We start from the raw sequence: 18042 nt of genomic DNA, 5'->3' as shown, positions 1-18042 counted from the left end.
TGGGGAATAGGGAATGAGTCTTTAACGAACTTTGGGGGTTTAAGTCCCCAGCAAGATAGGCAGCACGTTTTGTGTCGGGGTCTAAATCCCCGTCACAAAACGTAATTGCGAATTGCGAATTGCGAATTGCGAATTGCGAATTGCGAATTGCGAATTGGTTTAATACTCGTGAATGAGTCTTTGATACTTGCCAATGAGTCTTTGAACTCCACTTCTTTGCCCCCCTACCCTCTACTCAAGAACTGCTTTCCTGTTCTCTCTCCACTCTTCAGGTGCATCTAGTTGAAACAGGAGTAGTTCAATGCCGTAATACTTGTTTGTCCGCCCTATTGGTTTCATACCCAATCGTTCTGTTACACGGATTGAAGCATGATTTTCTGGCTTCACTACGGCATAAATTACTGGCAAGTTCAAAACACTAAATCCGTAATTGAGCATAACCCGTCCAGCTTCTGTTGCATACCCTTTACCCCAAGAAGCTCGCCTTAAGTGCCAGCCTACTTCATAATCTTGAGTGGGTAAACCATCTTTGTCGGGCAATTGTTTAAGAAGGATAGTTCCCACAATTGTTGTACTTTCCTTTTCAACAATTGCCCAAGCTCCAGTACCATTGTTGCGTTGGTGCATTCGCTCGATACCTTCAATCAAGCGCTGACGCTGTGACTCAATACTTGTAACGCGAGAAGATTTACCAAGAAAGTGCGTAACTTCAGGATCACTGTAAATTGCAAACGCTTGTTCGGCATCGCTTTCGGGTATCCAACTGCGAATGAGCAAGCGTTCGGTTTCCAAAAGATTTGTCATCTTGCTTTTGGCTAAAATAAATTGCCATTCTGCAAAATAGTAAGATACTTATGGTTAAGCAGTCAAAAGTTTTGTAGACAATTACACAAACAAAATATAGCGATCGCTATGCTATGGGCAATTATCCAGAAGTTTAACTACCGTTGGCTATGCGATTGCAAATTCTGAATCTTTCCGCAGTTCTTCAGACCGAAACCCTAACACAATCCGATCCTTTGGGATACCTGCCTTTACTAATTCCCTTGCTAACCCCTCTTCAGTGCCATCACGTTGAATCCAAATTTTGCCATCAATAATATCAATGTGAATCAGACAGCCGTGAACGCGGCGTGTTGCAGTTGGAGAGAGTTCTGGTACTGGTTCTCGACCAAGAATCATTACCAAATATCGATCCTGTTCTCGATCAAAGATAGTTTCATGCTGAATATTGCCGTAAGAGTAAGGAATCTTTGTATGTTCAGTAAGAATGCTGCAAATTAGCTGCCTGTATTGTTGCAAATTAGCCATCGGACAATAACCTCTCGCTTTGGATTAAAAACGATCAGAGGAATTTTGTAGTCTTCCAATATAAGTTTACCAAGCGGCTCTTCCTCAAAAATGTCAGTAAAAATATCCTCATGAACAGCGATATACAAAACCCTATCTGGATAATTGCGGGACATTACAGCAAGGTAGGTAAAGTACTGACCAATTACCTGTTCTAGGTCTGCTACTTGTGAGTTGCTAGTGAGATACCCTTAAATGGAGGGGGACAAATGAGTTTATTTTGATAATTATTAACTAATAGCGGTTAACTATCACCATCAACTAATAATTACAGGAGGTAATTAAACATGAAACTTAGAGGTATAAAACGTGGTCAAAACATTGAGATTTCAGAACAACTTAATGATATTCCAGATGGGACAGAAATCATTATAGACGTAGAATTTATTGCCAATAAAATTGCAGAACCACAATCATCATTAACAGACGATAAGAGACTAGCTAGACTCAATCAATTATTTGGGGCTTGGAAAAACCAACCAGAATTAAAAGAAATATTTACAGAAATTGACCAACAGCGTCATACTTATCAAGGCAGAATTATAGACTCACTTGATAATCAGGATAATGGCTAATGTATTTATTAGATACCAACATTTGCATTGCACTGCTAAATGAAAATCCCCAAGCTGTTACTAAATTCAATCGATTTTTCAGCCAATGCTATCTGTCCATCATTGTAGTTTCAGAGCTATACAAAGGTGTTTATTGTTCTCGAAAATTAGCCGAGAATCTAGAGATATTAGCACAGTTTCTAGAACTACTACCAGTGGAAGAATTTGAAATAGAAGCAGCTATTGAATTTGGCAAGATTCAAAGTGAACTCCGAATAATTGGGAAACCAACTGGAGAATTTGATGCCTTAATTGCTGCTGTGGCTCGTTCTCGTGACGATATTCTGGTTACTAATAATATCAAAGATTTTGAAAATATTCCCAACTTAAAATTAGATAACTGGTTAGAAACTTGAAAATATCGAGCGTCGGAACGAGCTTCATTACAAATTACAAATTAATATCCTCAACTTTTGCGACTTCCAGCATTGTCTTTAAAACCGAATCTGGATTTAGACTAATCGAGTCAATTCCTTGTTCAACCAAAAACTGGGCAAATTCTGGGTAATCGCTGGGTGCTTGCCCACAAATGCCGATTTTGCGATCGCATTTTTTCGCTGTTTCTATGACCATTTTCACCATTCGTTTCACAGCTGGACTGCGTTCATCAAACAATCTGGCTACCAACGCCGAATCCCTGTCTATCCCCAATGTCAGCTGAGTTAAATCATTAGAACCAATCGAGAAGCCATCAAATACCTCAGCAAATTCCTCAGCCAGAATAACGTTACTAGGCAACTCGCACATCACATAAACCTGCAAGCCGTTAACACCCTGCTTTAAACCATTTTTTGCCATCTCTGCTAAAACCAACCGCCCTTCATCGGGAGTACGACAAAATGGAATCATCGGGATAACATTTGTCAAACCCATTTCTTCTCGTACCCGTTTGATAGCATCACATTCTAGGGCAAAAGCTTCTCTGTAGCCTTCATCATAGTAACGCGCTGCCCCCCGCCAACCGAGCATTGGGTTTTCTTCGTGGGGTTCAAACTGTCGCCCACCTAACAAATTGGCATATTCATTACTTTTGAAATCTGACATTCGCACAATTACTGGTTTGGGATAAAATGCCGCCGCAATTCTACCAATGCCTTGGGCTAATCTATCTACAAAATACTGGGGTTTATCGTCGTAAAGTGCAGTAATTTCAGCAATTTTCGCTTTGGCAAATTCATCTTTTAACAAATCATAGTGAATCAATGCCATTGGATGAATTTGAATTTGGTTAGCGATGATAAATTCTGTCCGTGCTAAACCTACGCCATCGTTGGGAATTGCTGATAAACTCAATGCTTCTTGAGGATTACCCACATTCATTAAAAGTTGAGTGCGAGTGCGGGGTAAGTTCTCTAAAGGAACTTCTTCCACTTCAAAAGGTAATAAGCCTGCATAAACTTTTCCCTCTTCCCCTTCAGCGCAAGAAATTGTTACCTCTTGACCAGGTTTTAAAATTTCTGTAGCATTGCCGCATCCCACGATCGCAGGTACACCCAATTCTCGCGCAATGATCGCTGCATGGCAATTACAGACAATTACTGGTGTATATTTGCTGGTGAATACAACATAGTTATGATGTTCGGCAACTGTAATATTGAACACATCATCATGAATCTTTTCATCAACTGCAACCACCCGATGCATCCGAATATCGCCTGCAAGTAGGCGATTGAATTTGCCAATTTTATGTAGTTGTTTGTCAGAAATCAGAAAATTATTATCTCTTCTGAGTTTTATCTGTCCTGTGGCATTGTCATCAAATAGTTGTTTGGTAGCAAAGAAGCGTGTTTGTATTACTCTATCGCTAACTTTCCCTTTAACCCTGTTGGTAAATTGCAATATCTCTGCTAATTTCTCAACCAATTGTATATTATGTATTCCTCGATTTTTGGTCACTTGAGGAACAGTCCCTATTTTTAAACAAGCCACAATTATAGCTTGTAATAGCAGTTCTTCTGACGCATATATATGAATGCGATTATTAAAGTAACAACCATCTCCATCAATCACACCTGCCAGAAAATTATAAGCAAATTCCACAGAGTTATTGAGCAACATACTCACAATACTTTGCTCTTTTTCATGCAAATCATAGGCTATTTTTTTAGAGTAGAGTCTATAAGCTGTTGCTTGACCTACTACTAATTGACCTCTTATTGAGCCAGAAGATGCTTTTTTGAGATGAGCAACAAATGGTTTATCATAAACTGTATTCATGCATTCCTGCATAGCTGCTATAAATTGCTGCTTCGGCAAAGTATCCTTTTGGATAAACTGTACCTCTCCATGAGTACGGCTTCTATAAATAGAACCATCTGTGAGTATACCCCCTAATAAATAAGCCATCTTGATATTCTCTTTTTCGGGTACACCCAACTGCGGAATATTCTCTGCTATTACCACCATTTCTTGGGCTGCAAGCATATCTTGAATTTCAGTTTTTAGATATTCGCCACCTCTGATATTAATCATTTTGTGATCTGGTGTTAAGCGTAAGTAGTTGTCAGTAATTCTACCTGTTTGAGAGACGCTGACGCTAATCATTTTTGATTGTCTTTTCATGGAATCAAGAATTGGTTGCCACTCTATTTTGTTTGTCTGGGTATTTAATGATAGAGTTAGCAAACCTTCATAACCTTGCTCATAAATCTGACGCAAGGTCATAAACCCTTTATTGGTTAATATTTTGGTTTCGCCATCAAAGCATGTTCTACCACCAGAGTTAGTAACAATTGCACTGGCGCGTTTCATAATTGGTTCCCAATCGGGATCAGTTCTCTCTGTTACCAAAACTTCCCCAACTTGGAACTGTTCGAGTTTCTGAACATCTAAAATTAGCCGTGCTTTTCCTTGACTAATCGCTTCCCCAATCGCCCGTCCCGTAACAACGGGAATTAGAGATTGGGAATCAGGAAGTGGAGATTGAGAAGATTTTTCCCCATTCCCTATTCCCCATTCCCTATTCCCCAATAACAACCGATAACTCCGCAATATATTTCCCGTCTTCTGCGACTGCACGGTTTCGGGACGCGCTTGCACAATAAAAAGTTGATTTGTAATTCCATCTTTTGCCCACTCGATATCCATTGGAGTGGAAATGCCGTGGACTTGGGAATAATGGTCTTCTATTAAACATGCCCAATTCGCTAGTTGTAAAATCTCTTCATCATTCAGGGCGAATTTGCCTCTTTCTCTGGGTGGAACAGAGACATTTTTCGTAAATTTAGAGCCGTCATCATAAATCATTTTTAGTTCTTTACTACCCAATTTTTTATCAATAATTGGGCGGAAACCAGCTTTTAAAGTTGGTTTAAAAACATAATATTCATCAGGGTTCACAGACCCCTGGACAACGTTTTCGCCTAAACCGTAGGCGGCTGTAATTAATGCTGCATCCTTAAATCCGGTTTCTGTATCAATTGAGAACATCACCCCAGAGGTTGCTAAGTCTGAACGCACCATTTTTTGCACACCCACAGCTAGAGCAATGCTAAAGTGATCAAATCCTTTGGTGTGACGATAAGAAATGGCGCGATCGGTAAATATGGAAGCAAAGCACTTGTGACAAGCTGCTAAAACTCCTTCAGCACCGACAACGTTGAGGTAAGTTTCCTGCTGTCCAGCAAAACTAGCATCTGGAAGGTCTTCGGCGGTGGCACTAGAACGGACTGCAACATCTGTCTCTGCGTTGTATTGTTCACAAAGACTTTGGTAAGCTTTAGCGATCGCCTCTCGCAATTCTACAGGAAATGGGGTGTGGATTAAGAGCGATCGCGCTTTTTTCCCCCGTTCTCGTAAATTTTTGACATCTTCAACATCTAAGTCAGCAAAGAGTTTGCGTAGTTTTGCTTCTAACCCTGCTGATTTGATGAAATAACGATAAGCATAAGCAGTAGTGGCAAATCCTGTGGGAACGTTAATACCTTTAGGCGTTAGCTGTTGAATCATTTCGCCCAGTGAGGCATTTTTACCACCAACTACGGGGATATCATCAATACCAACTTCATCAAACCACAAGATGAGCGATCGCTCTTGAGAAGATGGAGATAATGTGCTTTTAGATACTGTAGTCATAATTACCTTTTAAGTTTATGCTCAATTTGTCAATGCGTAACCGCTAACCGCAAGGCAGAAGTCAAAAGCCAAAAGGAGCCAGTGCGTTGGGCGGCTCTGCCGACTTGTTCGCGCAGCGTCTCCGACAGGAGAAGCAACTGGCGTTCAAAAGTCAAAAGTATTATGGAATAAGCTCTTTAGAGATTTTTAATGGTTGCTCTATTTCCGCCGTGCCGTACTAGTATATTTTTCCATATTCAATTTTAGATATTACAGCTAGTAGCATGATTTTGGATTATGAAATTAAATACCAAACTATAGTCCATAAATAACAATTATTCGGGATAATGGCTGTATCAGATTCGGACATAATGCATAATGGCGCAACTAGAACGACTGCTGAAAATGGCAGAAGATGAGTTAACAGAGTACAGCACAGATGCCCGCAAAATTGAAAAACTACGGCGCAAAATAGGTTTGTCAGTATCAGCAGCCGAACAGCGAGAAGTCAAAGAGGTATTACTCGCTAGTAAGCAATCTTCTAATATGATTAGTCAAATTGTGGAAGAACAAAGACAAGCAGCAGCTTTACCATTTTGGGGAATTGCTGGATTGGGTTTGTTATTCGGAATTTCTTTAAATCAACCCATCTGTTTGTTAGCTGCTATAGTTGGAACTGTATTAGCTTTTAGAATTCAGAAATGGGGTTGGCAATTACAGGCAAGTCGTCTATTGTTACAAACATTGGAAGACATTGAAGCGCGTATTGCCCAACCGAATAAGTAACAAAACAGATCCACTTTATAGAGAAAATATCTCTATAAATTTGTATTTTAATATACAAATTCATCGATTAGTCACTTGATTGACACCTCGTAAGTACTTAACAATTCCTTTGGGATCACCATAGCAAAAAAAATTAGATATTGGATTTAATTCAGATATTTATTCATATAATTTGCGTGCAATAAATGCTACATGACCTTTTGACAGTAGGTATTTACCATAACTATGGGTTGTTTCAACTTCAAAACCCACGCGCTGGAGTTCACTTTCAACAGTTGTCGTTTCGTATAACCGCAAGTAGTGTACTTCGTCAGCTCGTCTATAGTGTTCCCCTACCTTGCGGAAACTGATAATTCGACGAGTCAAAGTTATTTGCTCGTGATCCTCCTGCTTTTCAACGAGTACTACCCAGTCATCTCCTTCGGTAAACCCTTTACTTGTGGTTCCCTGTGCGACTTGTCCTGTTGTTGCAATGTCGAAGATGAATACACCCCCAGGAGTTAAGGCATTATATATGCGGTGGAACAGTTGAACAAGAATTTGGCGATCGTTGTCTAAATCAAACAGGTAGCTGAGGCATTCACCAATCGATGTGACAGCATTGCACGGTGGAATATCTGTTTTGAATAGTGAATCGATCCGAAATTCAGCATCCGGCACTCTTGTTCGTGCCATATTAATCATCGACTCAGAAATATCAACTCCGAGAACATGATAATTAGCCTTGCTAAGTTCTTTTGCCCATAAACCGCTACCGCAACCCAAGTCTACTACTAGTCCATCATGTATTTTGTTTTGAGCCAAGATTTCTAAGATCCCGGGAGCGGATTTGAGAGCGAAGTCACGGAAACCGTCATCATGAATAAATGCCAGGTCTTCTTTGTACCACTTATTCATAAAATTAATATCTGGATTCAATAAACTATTTTTTCAACGAATAGTAAGATTTTTGGTTATGCTTATTTTTAGATTTAGGACTAAACTTGGCATCTGACAAAAAGTATTTGGATTACAGGAATTCTTATTTCTACTTATTACCTCTTCACAGCAATTGTATAACTAGGTAAATGTGAGGCATCTGTTTGAGTTTTCACAAGTCGCAAGTCATTATCTATATATAAATGCTCAAATACTTGAGAAGTTACTAAAGATGTTTTTTGAAATACATTAACATCATTGTTTAAAGCTTTAGGTGAAACCTCTTTCGAGGCGTTCAGTTGGACTTTATTGTTAACTACATGAGTAAACCAGTTGTAGACTGATTCTAAAGTTAGAGGAATTTCTCTATTTGTAAAAGCCTGAAATCTATCAATATTTTGAAGATACCATTTCCCATTTTGAACTTCATATTTTTGGATTAACATGAAATCATAAGCTGGTAATCTTGATTGAAAATTCTCGGATAAAGACTGCTCTTTTCCCATTATATAACGAGCTACACTGGCACAGTAACCATCATGCTGGAAAATTTGGAAGGACTGCTCTTGTATTCTTTGTGGTAAACTTTCATGAAACGATATGGTAGACCAGATTGGTGTCCAAACACCCACTAAAAGCCGTAATTGCTCTGTAACACTAAAAACAGGATTTTGTTGGCTCAACTTTATAAAATAGGGAAGTAATTCAGTTTTATAAAACTCTACTTCGTCATTTAAAGCTTCTGAATTTCGACCTTGAACTCGTGCCAAAATTTCATTTTTAAATTTTAGTTTTTTTGGAGCACTTAATTGATTTTTCAGTAAGAGGTCGAACATTACCATTTACCTTTTTCTCATTTTTTTTAGATGACTTGGTTGGTAAGTATTAAAAACTGCTGAGTTGAGCGATTATAAAGCTATGATCTATTCTTTTATCCTGTAAAAGCTAAAGCCTTTCTGCCCCTCTCTTTAACAGTTTTGGGTGCTTATCTGCTTGATATTAGTTATTCTAACTTACAAAGTGGTGTGATCCAGATCACTGTAAACTAAAATATAGGAATCCGGTTTGATTTGGAGAAAATATCTGTAGGATGTGTTAGCACGGAGAGTACGGCATCAAACCCTTGATAATAGTGCGTTACGAACTCTGTTCTAACACACTCTACAATACTTTTGACAGTTATTAGGTATTTATGTGCTTGATATTATCTATATTTTACTCAGAAAATAGTGTGATCCAGATCACTGTAAACTAATACACTATGGCGCACATTGCGCTTCAATACACTTATTTGTGTATTTTTTATTACTTAAAATTTATAAGTAATAAAAAGTGAAGAATCAAAATTTTAATTCTTCACTCTTGATACTTCATTCGATATTTCTACGATTCTCTTCCCGATGCCCAGGTATCACGCCATTTTACAGTGCCTTCTTTGGCAATCACCCAGCGACGATTTACGAGATTTTCGCGCAGAGGCGATCGCCCTTCCCGCCACATGGCATACTTATAAGCAATTAACTTACCAGTACTTTCATCAAAGGGAATTTCAGCAGACCAAGTATTTTGGTTGATGTACTCTAAAGGATATGCTTTGCTGATATCCCAGTTACCCAACTCTGGGCAATCTCCTGTCACCACAATGGTTTCGCCGGGTTGGGTATCCACACCATTGAGTTGCACACGGACAATTGTTTGTGCTTTGATTCGTTCGCCAACGTGGCTGAAAACAAGCACTCCGCGTTCTTCTAGTACTAAGTCATAAATCTTGCCGTCTTTTACCTCATACTTGTTGCGAGTCACCACGCAAGTATGTTCTCCATCGGGTAATTCTGTTTCTACTTCTGATAGAGTAACTTCTCCTCCCCGGTTTAAAGCGACAAAACACACAGAGTCACGATAGCGGCGTACATAACAGTAAATATCTGCTGTTAAGTATTTTTGCCAGTGGCTACCCATTGATACGGCTGGATTCAGTCGCCGTAAGCCAGATAGTAACCTGATGCAACGATAAATTTCACTCTCAGTATCCCAATTTTCCATCATTGGGCGGTTATAGGGATCGTTACCGCCATCGGTGTCGTCATGCAGATATTGTTCTGTACCGTAATAGATGCAGGGAATACCGCGACAGGTCATAATTAAGGCGATCGCAACCTTAAGCATCGCCGGATCGGGGTTCAGCGATTGGAAGCGAGACATATCATGATTATCGATGAAGGTAACTAACTCTGTAGCCCCGTTGTAGCGATAATCTTGGTCAAAAATGTATTGAATTGTGTGAAATCCATTTTCTGAACCTTGCCCTAGTGCGGCTCGAATTGCCACGCACAACCCAAAGTCTAGCAGTGTCATGCCTGAGTGATTAACAAATTCCACCGAGCGATCGTCAGTAGGATTACTGTAAATCCATTCACCAAAAATGAATACATCTGGTTTGTGATTGGTCATATCACCAGTGAACTCTTGCCAAAACCAGATAGGCATGTGCTTGACAGTATCCACCCGTAGTGCATCTACACCCCGGTCTAGCCATTGTTTAATGGCTGATTTAATATACTGACGATATTCAGTATTGTTTTCATTGAAGGTTGCTAGACCAGATAGTTCACAGTTCTGTACTTGCCAATCGTCTTCCCAGTTTTGCACTTCGCCGTAGTGGTGATACCAATTATTGACATCATCATTGAAATCAGCAATTTTAACGCCATCATCATACAATTCACCTTTGCTACCGCTAGTGTCAGGGCTGCTATGGTTGCAGACAATATCTAGCACCAGCTTCATATTCCGCTTGTGCAGTTCTGTAACTAACCGATCAAAGGTGGTATTTTTTTCTTCTTGCGTAGCGTTTAAAGAAGGATTTTCGCCATCAGCAATGTAGCGAGGATTAATCCGTTTAAAGTCTTTTGTCCAATAGCCGTGTAGGGCTGCATTTCCAACAAATAACTCTTCAACCTGCTCAAACAGTGGAGTTAACCAAATGGCTGTCACCCCCATATTTTTGAGATAATCTAATTTATCAATAACACCTTGCAAGTCACCACCCCAGTACTTGCCCCAATCTTGTCTAGTTGGATCATACAGTTCTGAGTTTGCACCTTCGCTGTTATCTGGATCGCCATCATAAAAGCGATCGACCACAAGAAAGTAAATGGTTTCCTGACGAAATTCAATATCTCTAGTATAAAGAAACTCTAAGTCAATCTCAGTGTCTGTTGTTGGTGTTTCTATAAGAGCTTCTACTTTTTCTTGTGCAGAATCAACTTTATATTGATCTGGTGAAAACTGAGATGGAGGAGTTTGTACCATAAAAGAACTCAAAATTTAATGTAATTCATACTTGTAGACCAACAGTACAACGTTTCGAGTATTGTGTGTCACTACAAACTTTGGTATTGTGACATCCGTCCCACGGTGTAAGTATCTATCATTAGCTAGTTTATAATTCTATCGGTGGATATAATTCATCTGTTAGAGGATAAAAGCAAAGGAATAGAGCAGTTATTAACGATAATTGCTTGATAACAAAAATTTACAATATTTAATTAAGTTGACTTGCGGTAAATATTGAGCCTAACTCGTGTTTAAGTGTATATTCGACAACAGATTTTAGAAGACCTTAACTCCTTAAAGATTAGCTGTCAATAAGATTTTGTTATACCTGAGCAATAGTGAGTAAACTACCTGTGAGCCAACTTTTTCTCTAGAAAATTCGCTTCATTGCTAAACTGACCATTGTCACTTTCAATCTGTTATTACTATCAAGGAATTAATTTAGGTAGCATTTATGACCAAATATGACAAGGTTTTTAACTCACCAAAGACATCAGAGGAATCGTTAAGTCCAGAGGAAGCGGTGGCGGCGATCGCAACTGTCACTGCGATCGCTGATTCATTAATTGAAGATGTTGATGCAGATAGTTTAGCGGGTATCCTTTGGGAATTCGAGGTTTTTGAGGAATACTCAGAAGATGAAATCACAGAAATAGTTGATAGACTCATTGGCATTGCAGAAGAAGAGGGAATTGGGCCCCTGTTTAACACTGCCAAAGTATCTCTCTCAGATGAATTGGTACTGGATGGTTTTGCTGCTGGGGTGATAGTGCTTTTAGACGATGACCTCGCCATCCCGAAATCAAAACAAGCCTACCTCAAAAAGCTACAAGCAGCCTTGGAACTTGAAGATGAAGAAGCAGAGGAAATCGTTAAGGAGGTAATTGCAGCCTTTAAGGAAGCAGAAGAAGAATATGCAGACGACGAAGATGAGACAGTAGTCATAGAAGATTTTAGCGAACAGATATATCAATCTCCTTTAGGTAATTTTGCTGTGCCGATTCCGGTTGATCCGCAGCAGGGAGGTAGAATTCAAAGTCAGGAAGGAGTTGTTGGCTTTTCCGATGACATTGGTACTCTGCTGAGAATCGATTATTATCCTTTCCCTCTAGAACAGTTAGAGGAACTGGAGTCTGTTGGACAAGAAGAATATTTACAAACAATTTTAGTAGACAAGTATGTACCCCAGGCAATTTTTGCCAATGTCCCAGATGCTTCTGTGGAGTATACCGAATATCTAGCAGACACTTTGCGAGGCGCTTACTACGTGCTAATTGATATGCCCAAAGGTTCGACGATTTCTAAGCAAGAAAATAATGGAACTGCGATCAGATTAGACGCTTACCGGGGGCTACTCACCTTTATCAGTGGTGAATTTTTGTATATAGTTAGTAGTCAGCACAGCTTTATTAATGGCGAAACTCCCGATTCCGTTGAAGAAGAAGCTGAAGACATCAAAGAAAGTATTTTAGAGTTTGTTGAGACTATAGAGTTTACTTAGGGCATAAAATGTTGGCTTTGTCACCCGCCTGGAACTAAAGTTCAAGGCTACAAGCTAAAGTCTACTGAAGTAGACTAAGGAATGTGAATTAAATAACATCTAAATATAGTTTTTAACTTCACCCTGCTTTTGACAAAAGTCAAATCCCCTCTCCTTACTAAGGCTACGGTGTACGCACAAGTCAATTACCCCCCTTAATCCCCCCGATATTTTGGGGGGAAACAAGAAATCTAGTTCCCTCCCCTTTATAAGGCTACGGTGTACACACAAGTCGGAAAAACTTCATCTACTAAAGATTTGCAGTTCGTTACGCTGGCCTGACAAAGCTAAATTCTTGCAATGGCGTACGTATTTGTTATTTCGGCGTACGCATTTGTTATTTCGGGGTACTCATTTGTTATTTCGGGGTACTCATTTGTTATTTCGGAGTACTCATTTGTTATTTCGGGGTACTCATTTGTTATTTCGGGGTACTCATTTGTTATTTCGGAGTACTCATTTGTTATTTCGGAGTACTCATTTGTTATTTCGGGGTACTCATTTGTTATTTCGGAGTACTCATTTGTTATTTCGGGGTACTCATTTGTTATTTCGGAGTACTCATTTGTTATTTCGGAGTACTCATTTGTTATTTCGGAGTACTCTAAACCCTCCATCCCTAAAATCCTAGTTTTGCGTTGCTTTCCCGCCCTGCAATAAATTGATTGCTCATAGCTAAAGTGCGTTGAAACGCGCTGAAATTAAAGAAATTAGGATGAATTGAGGCTGATGGGTTAGAATCCCTACCACTTCGTCAACAGTATCCGGGATGTGGAAAAGGGGATAGATTTTTGCAAGAGGTTTAGTATCCATAACTCATGAACTTATCTGATGTACATTTGGAAAGGGCCATGTCTGACGACAAGCCCAGAGGCAAAATGTCTCCGGTGTCTACGCTTGTGATTTTTCATGACAATAACCCTGCTAAACAATCGTTATCAAGTTATCCAGGTAATCGGCGCTGGTGGGTTTGGCGAAACCTTTCTAGCAGAAGATGTCCACATGCCTTCTCGCCGTCGCTGTGTAATCAAGCAACTAAAGCCGATAACCAATAATGACCCGCAAACCTACCAAATTATCCAACAACGGTTTGAACGGGAAGCAGCAACCTTGGAGTTTTTGGGTGAAAGTAGTAACCAAATTCCGAAACTCTATGCCTACTTTTCTGAGAATGGGCAATTTTACCTCGTCCAAGAATGGATTCACGGGCAAACCTTAACCAAAATTGTCGAAGCTAAAGGATTTGAGAGTGAAACTGCTGTTCGCCAAATTCTCTTGAGTCTGCTTTCGGTTTTAGATTATGTCCACAGCAAAGGCATTATTCACCGGGATATTAAGCCTGAGAACATTATTCTCCGTTCTGTTGATGGCAAGCCAGTTTTGATTGATTTTGGTGCAGTCAAAGAAACAATCCGTTCGGTGGTGAGTTCTCCGGGATACCCGACGCGATCGCTCGTTATTGGTACGCCTGGTTATATGCCTAGCGAACAAGCGGTTGGCCGCCCAGTTTACGCTACAGATATCTACAGTTTAGGCTTAACGGCAGTTTATCTGCTGACTGGTAAACACCCGCAAGAACTACAAACTGATCTCAAAACTGGGGAAATACTTTGGCAAGATCACGCTCCTCATGTCTCTTCCCAATTGGCTCAGGTACTCAATCAAGCTATTAAGCCTCATGCTGGCGATCGCTATAGTACTGCTAGTAAAATGCTACACGCTTTGCAGTCTGCTAGTAATATACCTACTGAGTTAGCTGCAAATACTCCTACAGTTAGCTTTTCTCCCACGACAGCGAGACAAACTCAGCCATTGTATTCTCCGCAAAAAAATTCTGCTGCACCGTCTTCCTCTGATAGAAACTGGCAAAAACCTGCTGCGATTGTTGGTAGTTTGCTTATAGGCGGCTTGCTTAGTGCAGTAGCAATTTCTAACATCACTCGTCAGCAACAACCAGAAACAACTATTGCCACAAGCCCTACTCCATCGCCATCTTTGCCCACTCCTGCATCTAGCGAACCGCCTGTTTCTTCCCAAACTTCTCCAGTTCCAGTTGTGCCGACTTCACCAGCACGACGGCGAGTAATTCCCGATCCTTTGCCAACCTCTGATCCCCCAGTTATATCTATACCACAGCCAGAGAAGGAACCTGTAACTTCAGATACTCCAGCGCCAGTAGTCTCCACACCACACCCAGAACCAGAGAATGAGGCGATACCTGCTTTGGGCAATGCCAGCCCAGTTCCCACACCAGAAATGCGTTCTACGCCACAAAAGAAGCCGCGTAGTAAATTAGCTGCCACTACCAGCAGGCAAAGCGTTCCCGCATTTCCTACAGGTACATCAAGAAACATCGTAGAAGCTACCCTCGGCAAACCAAATCGAGATTTAAGAGGCGCATGGGGTAATACCCGTGCTGTCGTTTACAAACTAGTGCCAAACAAAATTGACCTCGGCTACTTATTTGATCGTAATTCTAAAGTACTGCGTCAAACTGAGGTATCTTTTGCCGAATCGGTAGACCCGCAGGTAATGGAGACTACCTTGAATGGAATGTTAGGTGGACAAGCTACGGAAAATATAAAGCAGGGACTCAAACAAGTACAACAGCGTCAATCTGATAATTTTAGTTTTAATAATGGCTCAGTTAAGGGTCAGATTATCCGCCAACAATGTAATTTTATTTACATTAGTATTTGGGATGAAAATTTACATGATTTTGTGAGTCCATCTACAGCCAAAAGCTGTTAAATTCCTGGGAAACATTGTCCTCAAAATTTAGATTTTTGTATTCTAGAAGACAGATTCATGATTTAATATAGTTATTTATTAGTCATTAGTGATTAGTCATTAGTTAAATTATGAGTCGTAACTAACTAAGTCGGTGCGAATAAATTGAACTATGTTAAATTTTGTAAAATTATTGTAATTGAGTTCGTATCAAGGACTTCAGTCCTTCTTTTAGGACTAAAGTTCTTACTACAAACCTTTAATTATTTACGCCATTTTACTTAATAGCCAATTCCCAATTCCCATTTTCAAAACTAAGTTTCAAATTCTTAATCTTCATAAAGTTTTAAATACCATTATTAACTTTTTAATAATACTTGTCTCAGCTTCTACATTCATGTCGTAAAGTGCGATGGTAATTGTGTAATCTAAAGACAGCAAAGCTAATTATTCAATTGAGGTCTGATGACTCCTACAATCATGCGTCAGCTTTGGTCAGTGGTTGAAACTGCCCAAGCCAAGCTCCTCTTACAACTGGATGATGCTAGCTTGGTGCAGTGGTTAGTGAAACAAACCGAAACACAAGTGTTGTTAGATTCTAACGAAACTGATTATCTGTGCCACTACATTCAATCTCGGCTAGCCCTTATACGTGATATTGCCCATGAACGTCAGTGTTCATGATAGCAAAATCACGATGAATTGATTGATAGTCAAGTGTTATTACTATTGACTATTGGCTTTTTGGGGAAAATAACCTTCCACTAAGCAGTCAGAGCCGACTACACGCCAACGAACACGTTCTAATGACAAAGCCTCAGTCATGGTAGTAAAACCTAAATCGCCCACAGGTGTGGGAGCAATGCTACCACCAATGATTTTCGGGGCAATAAATGCTAAAACTTTTTGTACTGCTCCTTGAGCGATCGCACTAGCAGCTAAGGTTCCACCACATTCCCACAAGACGCTACAAAAACCGCGCTCATACAAGTACGCCATAGCCTTATCTGGTGTAAGTGATGTTAATTCCACCACCTCCACTCCCTGCTTGAGCAACAGTTCTTGGAAGTCGGGATTAGCACCCTTCTCTGTCAACACCAAAGTTGGAGCATCCGCAGTTTGCCACAGACGGGCATTTTCCGGTAAGTTGAGATGGCGACTCATCACCACCCGCAGGGGATTATGTGCTTCCACCTGACGGGTGGTTAAGTAAGGATTATCTTGGCGAACTGTATTACCGCCGACAATTATTGCATCGCAAGCCGCCCGCAGCTGATGTACTTCAGTGCGGGCTTCTTGGCTTGTTACCCAGGCGCTGTGACCAGAGGTAGTAGCAATTTTGCCATCTAAAGTCATGGCATATTTTAAAATTCCTAAAGGTCGTTTGTAGAGAATGCGATGCACAAAAGCTTCATTTAGCTGATGACAAGCTGATTCTTCTACTCCTACCAACACCTCGATCCCCGCCGCACGTAAACGGGCAATACCACCTCCAGCTACTAGTGGATTGGGATCAACCATACCCACCACTACTTTTGCCACTCCTGCTTGGATCAATCCTTCTGAACACGGGGGAGTACGCCCGTAGTGATTGCAAGGTTCTAGTGACACATAGATTGTTGCACCACGAGCGCGATCGCCTGCTGCTCTCAAGGCAAACACTTCTGCATGAGGCTCACCTGCACGAGGATGAAACCCTTCGCCGACAATCTCGCCATCCTTGACAACCACCGCTCCCACTAGCGGATTTGGCGAAGTCCGTCCTAAAGCGCGGCGAGCCAGTTCCAAACACCGCAGCATCATGCGAGAGTCAAAGTCACTTCCGATTTTTTCCTTTGGTGGTGAATTCAATCCAACTGTTGACTCCACTAGATGTTTACTTTCCTGAGTGTAATTTACTAAGGATGCATCTGCTTGAGCGACCACTGGGGAATTATCCATAATTTTAGGCAATACTGTAAATATTCTGCACGCGATCGCACAGCCTTTCCACAGGAGAATCGCGCTTTGCTCCTGATAATTAAACAGATTAAATCCAGGCGCTATTATTGGCTATCTCAGCTTATGTGATATTTCACTCAACTGTAGCGTTAACTATCCCACTTCTAGCCAGGAGATATCAACATTCCTGCCTGTAAAGCGAACGGCACAGACAACTCTTTCAACCAGATGCACCAGTCCAAGGCCCAATCGGTTTCTCTGGTAGTTCTTGCTGATAGATTTCCTCTTTGTAGAGTTGGAAACCTCTTGCTTGGTAATTAGCAAGTGCATGACTACTATCCAAACTACACGTATGAACCCACACTCGCTTTGCTCCCATTGCCCAAGCTTTTTCTACACCAACACTCAGTAAATGTCCACCAATAGACTGCCCGATAAACTGTCGTAGTAGACCAAAGTAGGCAATCTCAACATTATCGCCTGGTTGTGCTTCTAGCTCAACATAGCCTGCGGGTGTTCCTGAAAGATATGCTACCCAGGTGTGGAGTTCTGGACGGTTTAGATATTCTAACCAGCTTTCGTAGCTCCAGTTTAAACGGCTAATCCAATACCAGTCGCCACCTACGCTTTGGTATAAAAAGCGATTTAACTCAGGGCATGGAATCTCAGCACGGATGACCGTAAGTTTTGGATTGCTTGAAAAAGTAGGACGAAGCTGACTTGGATCAAGCATTTCTAAATACCAGGTGGTCACATCAATTAACATCTAGGAAT

The 18042-nt window shown here is 40.6% G+C and carries 15 protein-coding genes and 1 pseudogene; 6 read left to right on the top strand and 10 right to left on the bottom strand.

Annotation, left to right across the window (positions count from 1 at the left end):
- Positions 1 to 231: 231 nt before the first annotated feature.
- The 3 genes and pseudogenes from CDC33_RS30665 to CDC33_RS41745 all read right to left on the bottom strand — a co-directional run.
- Positions 232 to 804, bottom strand: a complete 573-nt coding sequence (locus CDC33_RS30665; protein WP_109012138.1) for a GNAT family N-acetyltransferase — start codon at positions 802 to 804, stop codon at positions 232 to 234.
- Between the two features lie 147 nt (positions 805 to 951).
- The gene (locus tag CDC33_RS30660; protein ID WP_109012137.1) at positions 952 to 1311 is read right to left on the bottom strand and encodes a XisI protein; all 360 of its coding nucleotides are present in this window, start codon (positions 1309 to 1311) and stop codon (positions 952 to 954) included.
- Positions 1281 to 1520: pseudogene (locus CDC33_RS41745) on the bottom strand (element excision factor XisH family protein); the annotation flags it as partial. The gene CDC33_RS30660 and the pseudogene CDC33_RS41745, both read right to left, overlap by 31 nt.
- Positions 1521 to 1637: 117 nt before the next feature.
- On the opposite strand from CDC33_RS41745, the gene CDC33_RS30650 reads away from it, so the two are divergent.
- Both CDC33_RS30650 and CDC33_RS30645 read left to right on the top strand, forming a co-directional pair.
- Complete coding sequence (locus CDC33_RS30650; protein ID WP_109012135.1) at positions 1638 to 1925, top strand: hypothetical protein; 288 nt, start codon at positions 1638 to 1640, stop codon at positions 1923 to 1925.
- Positions 1925 to 2320 (top strand): type II toxin-antitoxin system VapC family toxin, encoded by a 396-nt coding sequence (locus tag CDC33_RS30645; protein ID WP_109012134.1) that lies wholly within the window; start codon positions 1925 to 1927, stop codon positions 2318 to 2320. Before CDC33_RS30650 ends, CDC33_RS30645 begins: the two co-directional genes overlap by 1 nt.
- A 34-nt stretch (positions 2321 to 2354) precedes the next feature.
- On the opposite strand, the gene ppsA is transcribed toward CDC33_RS30645, so the two are convergent.
- Positions 2355 to 6038 carry a phosphoenolpyruvate synthase gene (ppsA, locus tag CDC33_RS30640; RefSeq protein ID WP_109012133.1) on the bottom strand — a complete coding sequence of 1228 codons (3684 nt, stop codon included), beginning with the start codon at positions 6036 to 6038 and terminating at the stop codon, positions 2355 to 2357.
- 357 nt (positions 6039 to 6395) lie between these two features.
- Here ppsA and CDC33_RS30635 point away from each other — a divergent pair, with 357 nt between their 5' ends.
- The gene (locus CDC33_RS30635; RefSeq protein WP_109012132.1) at positions 6396 to 6803 is read left to right on the top strand and encodes a hypothetical protein; all 408 of its coding nucleotides are present in this window, start codon (positions 6396 to 6398) and stop codon (positions 6801 to 6803) included.
- A gap of 159 nt (positions 6804 to 6962) precedes the next feature.
- Here the strand turns inward: CDC33_RS30635 and CDC33_RS30630 are convergent, their stop codons facing one another.
- From CDC33_RS30630 to CDC33_RS30620, 3 genes are all read right to left on the bottom strand, one after another.
- Positions 6963 to 7700 (bottom strand): class I SAM-dependent methyltransferase, encoded by a 738-nt coding sequence (locus CDC33_RS30630; RefSeq protein ID WP_109012131.1) that lies wholly within the window; start codon positions 7698 to 7700, stop codon positions 6963 to 6965.
- A 137-nt stretch (positions 7701 to 7837) separates the two neighbouring features.
- A complete protein-coding gene (locus CDC33_RS30625) occupies positions 7838 to 8557 on the bottom strand; it encodes a hypothetical protein (protein ID WP_109012757.1) in 720 nt (239 codons plus the stop codon).
- Positions 8558 to 9104: 547 nt separating this feature from the next.
- A complete protein-coding gene (locus CDC33_RS30620; RefSeq protein WP_109012130.1) occupies positions 9105 to 11033 on the bottom strand; it encodes an alpha-amylase family glycosyl hydrolase in 1929 nt (642 codons plus the stop codon).
- 478 nt (positions 11034 to 11511) lie between these two features.
- On the opposite strand from CDC33_RS30620, the gene CDC33_RS30615 reads away from it, so the two are divergent.
- Positions 11512 to 12558, top strand: coding sequence for a tellurite resistance TerB family protein (locus CDC33_RS30615; RefSeq protein ID WP_109012129.1), 1047 nt, complete (start codon positions 11512 to 11514; stop codon positions 12556 to 12558).
- A gap of 326 nt (positions 12559 to 12884) precedes the next feature.
- Here CDC33_RS30615 and CDC33_RS30610 read toward each other — a convergent pair whose 3' ends face one another.
- Complete coding sequence (locus CDC33_RS30610) at positions 12885 to 13214, bottom strand: hypothetical protein (protein ID WP_109012128.1); 330 nt, start codon at positions 13212 to 13214, stop codon at positions 12885 to 12887.
- Positions 13215 to 13506: 292 nt separating this feature from the next.
- Between CDC33_RS30610 and CDC33_RS30605 the strand changes: the two genes are divergently transcribed.
- A complete protein-coding gene (locus CDC33_RS30605) occupies positions 13507 to 15348 on the top strand; it encodes a serine/threonine-protein kinase (protein WP_109012127.1) in 1842 nt (613 codons plus the stop codon).
- Between the two features lie 444 nt (positions 15349 to 15792).
- Positions 15793 to 16011, top strand: a complete 219-nt coding sequence (locus CDC33_RS30600; protein ID WP_109012126.1) for a hypothetical protein — start codon at positions 15793 to 15795, stop codon at positions 16009 to 16011.
- Between the two features lie 42 nt (positions 16012 to 16053).
- Here CDC33_RS30600 and ribD read toward each other — a convergent pair whose 3' ends face one another.
- Together ribD and CDC33_RS30590 are read right to left on the bottom strand one after the other, a co-directional pair.
- The gene (ribD, locus tag CDC33_RS30595) at positions 16054 to 17268 is read right to left on the bottom strand and encodes a bifunctional diaminohydroxyphosphoribosylaminopyrimidine deaminase/5-amino-6-(5-phosphoribosylamino)uracil reductase RibD (protein ID WP_109012125.1); all 1215 of its coding nucleotides are present in this window, start codon (positions 17266 to 17268) and stop codon (positions 16054 to 16056) included.
- Between the two features lie 220 nt (positions 17269 to 17488).
- Complete coding sequence (locus CDC33_RS30590) at positions 17489 to 18034, bottom strand: GNAT family N-acetyltransferase (protein ID WP_109012124.1); 546 nt, start codon at positions 18032 to 18034, stop codon at positions 17489 to 17491.
- Between the last annotated feature and the right edge of the window lie 8 nt (positions 18035 to 18042).

Source organism: Nostoc commune NIES-4072, from assembly GCF_003113895.1.
Lineage (GTDB): Bacteria > Cyanobacteriota > Cyanobacteriia > Cyanobacteriales > Nostocaceae > Nostoc > Nostoc commune.
Note: the sequence above shows the minus strand (reverse complement) of the source record. Positions and strands in the feature narration are given on the sequence as shown.

Excerpts from the sequence above, each read along its gene's own strand:
- CDC33_RS30665 (WP_109012138.1), bottom strand. The coding sequence starts at position 804 with ATGACAAATCTTTTGGAAACCGAACGCTTGCTCATTCGCAGTTGGATA.
- CDC33_RS30660 (WP_109012137.1), bottom strand. The coding sequence starts at position 1,311 with ATGGCTAATTTGCAACAATACAGGCAGCTAATTTGCAGCATTCTTACT.
- CDC33_RS30650 (WP_109012135.1), top strand. The coding sequence starts at position 1,638 with ATGAAACTTAGAGGTATAAAACGTGGTCAAAACATTGAGATTTCAGAA.
- CDC33_RS30645 (WP_109012134.1), top strand. The coding sequence starts at position 1,925 with ATGTATTTATTAGATACCAACATTTGCATTGCACTGCTAAATGAAAAT.
- ppsA (WP_109012133.1), bottom strand. The coding sequence starts at position 6,038 with ATGACTACAGTATCTAAAAGCACATTATCTCCATCTTCTCAAGAGCGA.
- CDC33_RS30635 (WP_109012132.1), top strand. The coding sequence starts at position 6,396 with ATGGCGCAACTAGAACGACTGCTGAAAATGGCAGAAGATGAGTTAACA.
- CDC33_RS30630 (WP_109012131.1), bottom strand. The coding sequence starts at position 7,700 with ATGAATAAGTGGTACAAAGAAGACCTGGCATTTATTCATGATGACGGT.
- CDC33_RS30625 (WP_109012757.1), bottom strand. The coding sequence starts at position 8,557 with ATGTTCGACCTCTTACTGAAAAATCAATTAAGTGCTCCAAAAAAACTA.
- CDC33_RS30620 (WP_109012130.1), bottom strand. The coding sequence starts at position 11,033 with ATGGTACAAACTCCTCCATCTCAGTTTTCACCAGATCAATATAAAGTT.
- CDC33_RS30615 (WP_109012129.1), top strand. The coding sequence starts at position 11,512 with ATGACCAAATATGACAAGGTTTTTAACTCACCAAAGACATCAGAGGAA.
- CDC33_RS30610 (WP_109012128.1), bottom strand. The coding sequence starts at position 13,214 with ATGGAGGGTTTAGAGTACTCCGAAATAACAAATGAGTACTCCGAAATA.
- CDC33_RS30605 (WP_109012127.1), top strand. The coding sequence starts at position 13,507 with ATGACAATAACCCTGCTAAACAATCGTTATCAAGTTATCCAGGTAATC.
- CDC33_RS30600 (WP_109012126.1), top strand. The coding sequence starts at position 15,793 with ATGACTCCTACAATCATGCGTCAGCTTTGGTCAGTGGTTGAAACTGCC.
- ribD (WP_109012125.1), bottom strand. The coding sequence starts at position 17,268 with ATGGATAATTCCCCAGTGGTCGCTCAAGCAGATGCATCCTTAGTAAAT.
- CDC33_RS30590 (WP_109012124.1), bottom strand. The coding sequence starts at position 18,034 with ATGTTAATTGATGTGACCACCTGGTATTTAGAAATGCTTGATCCAAGT.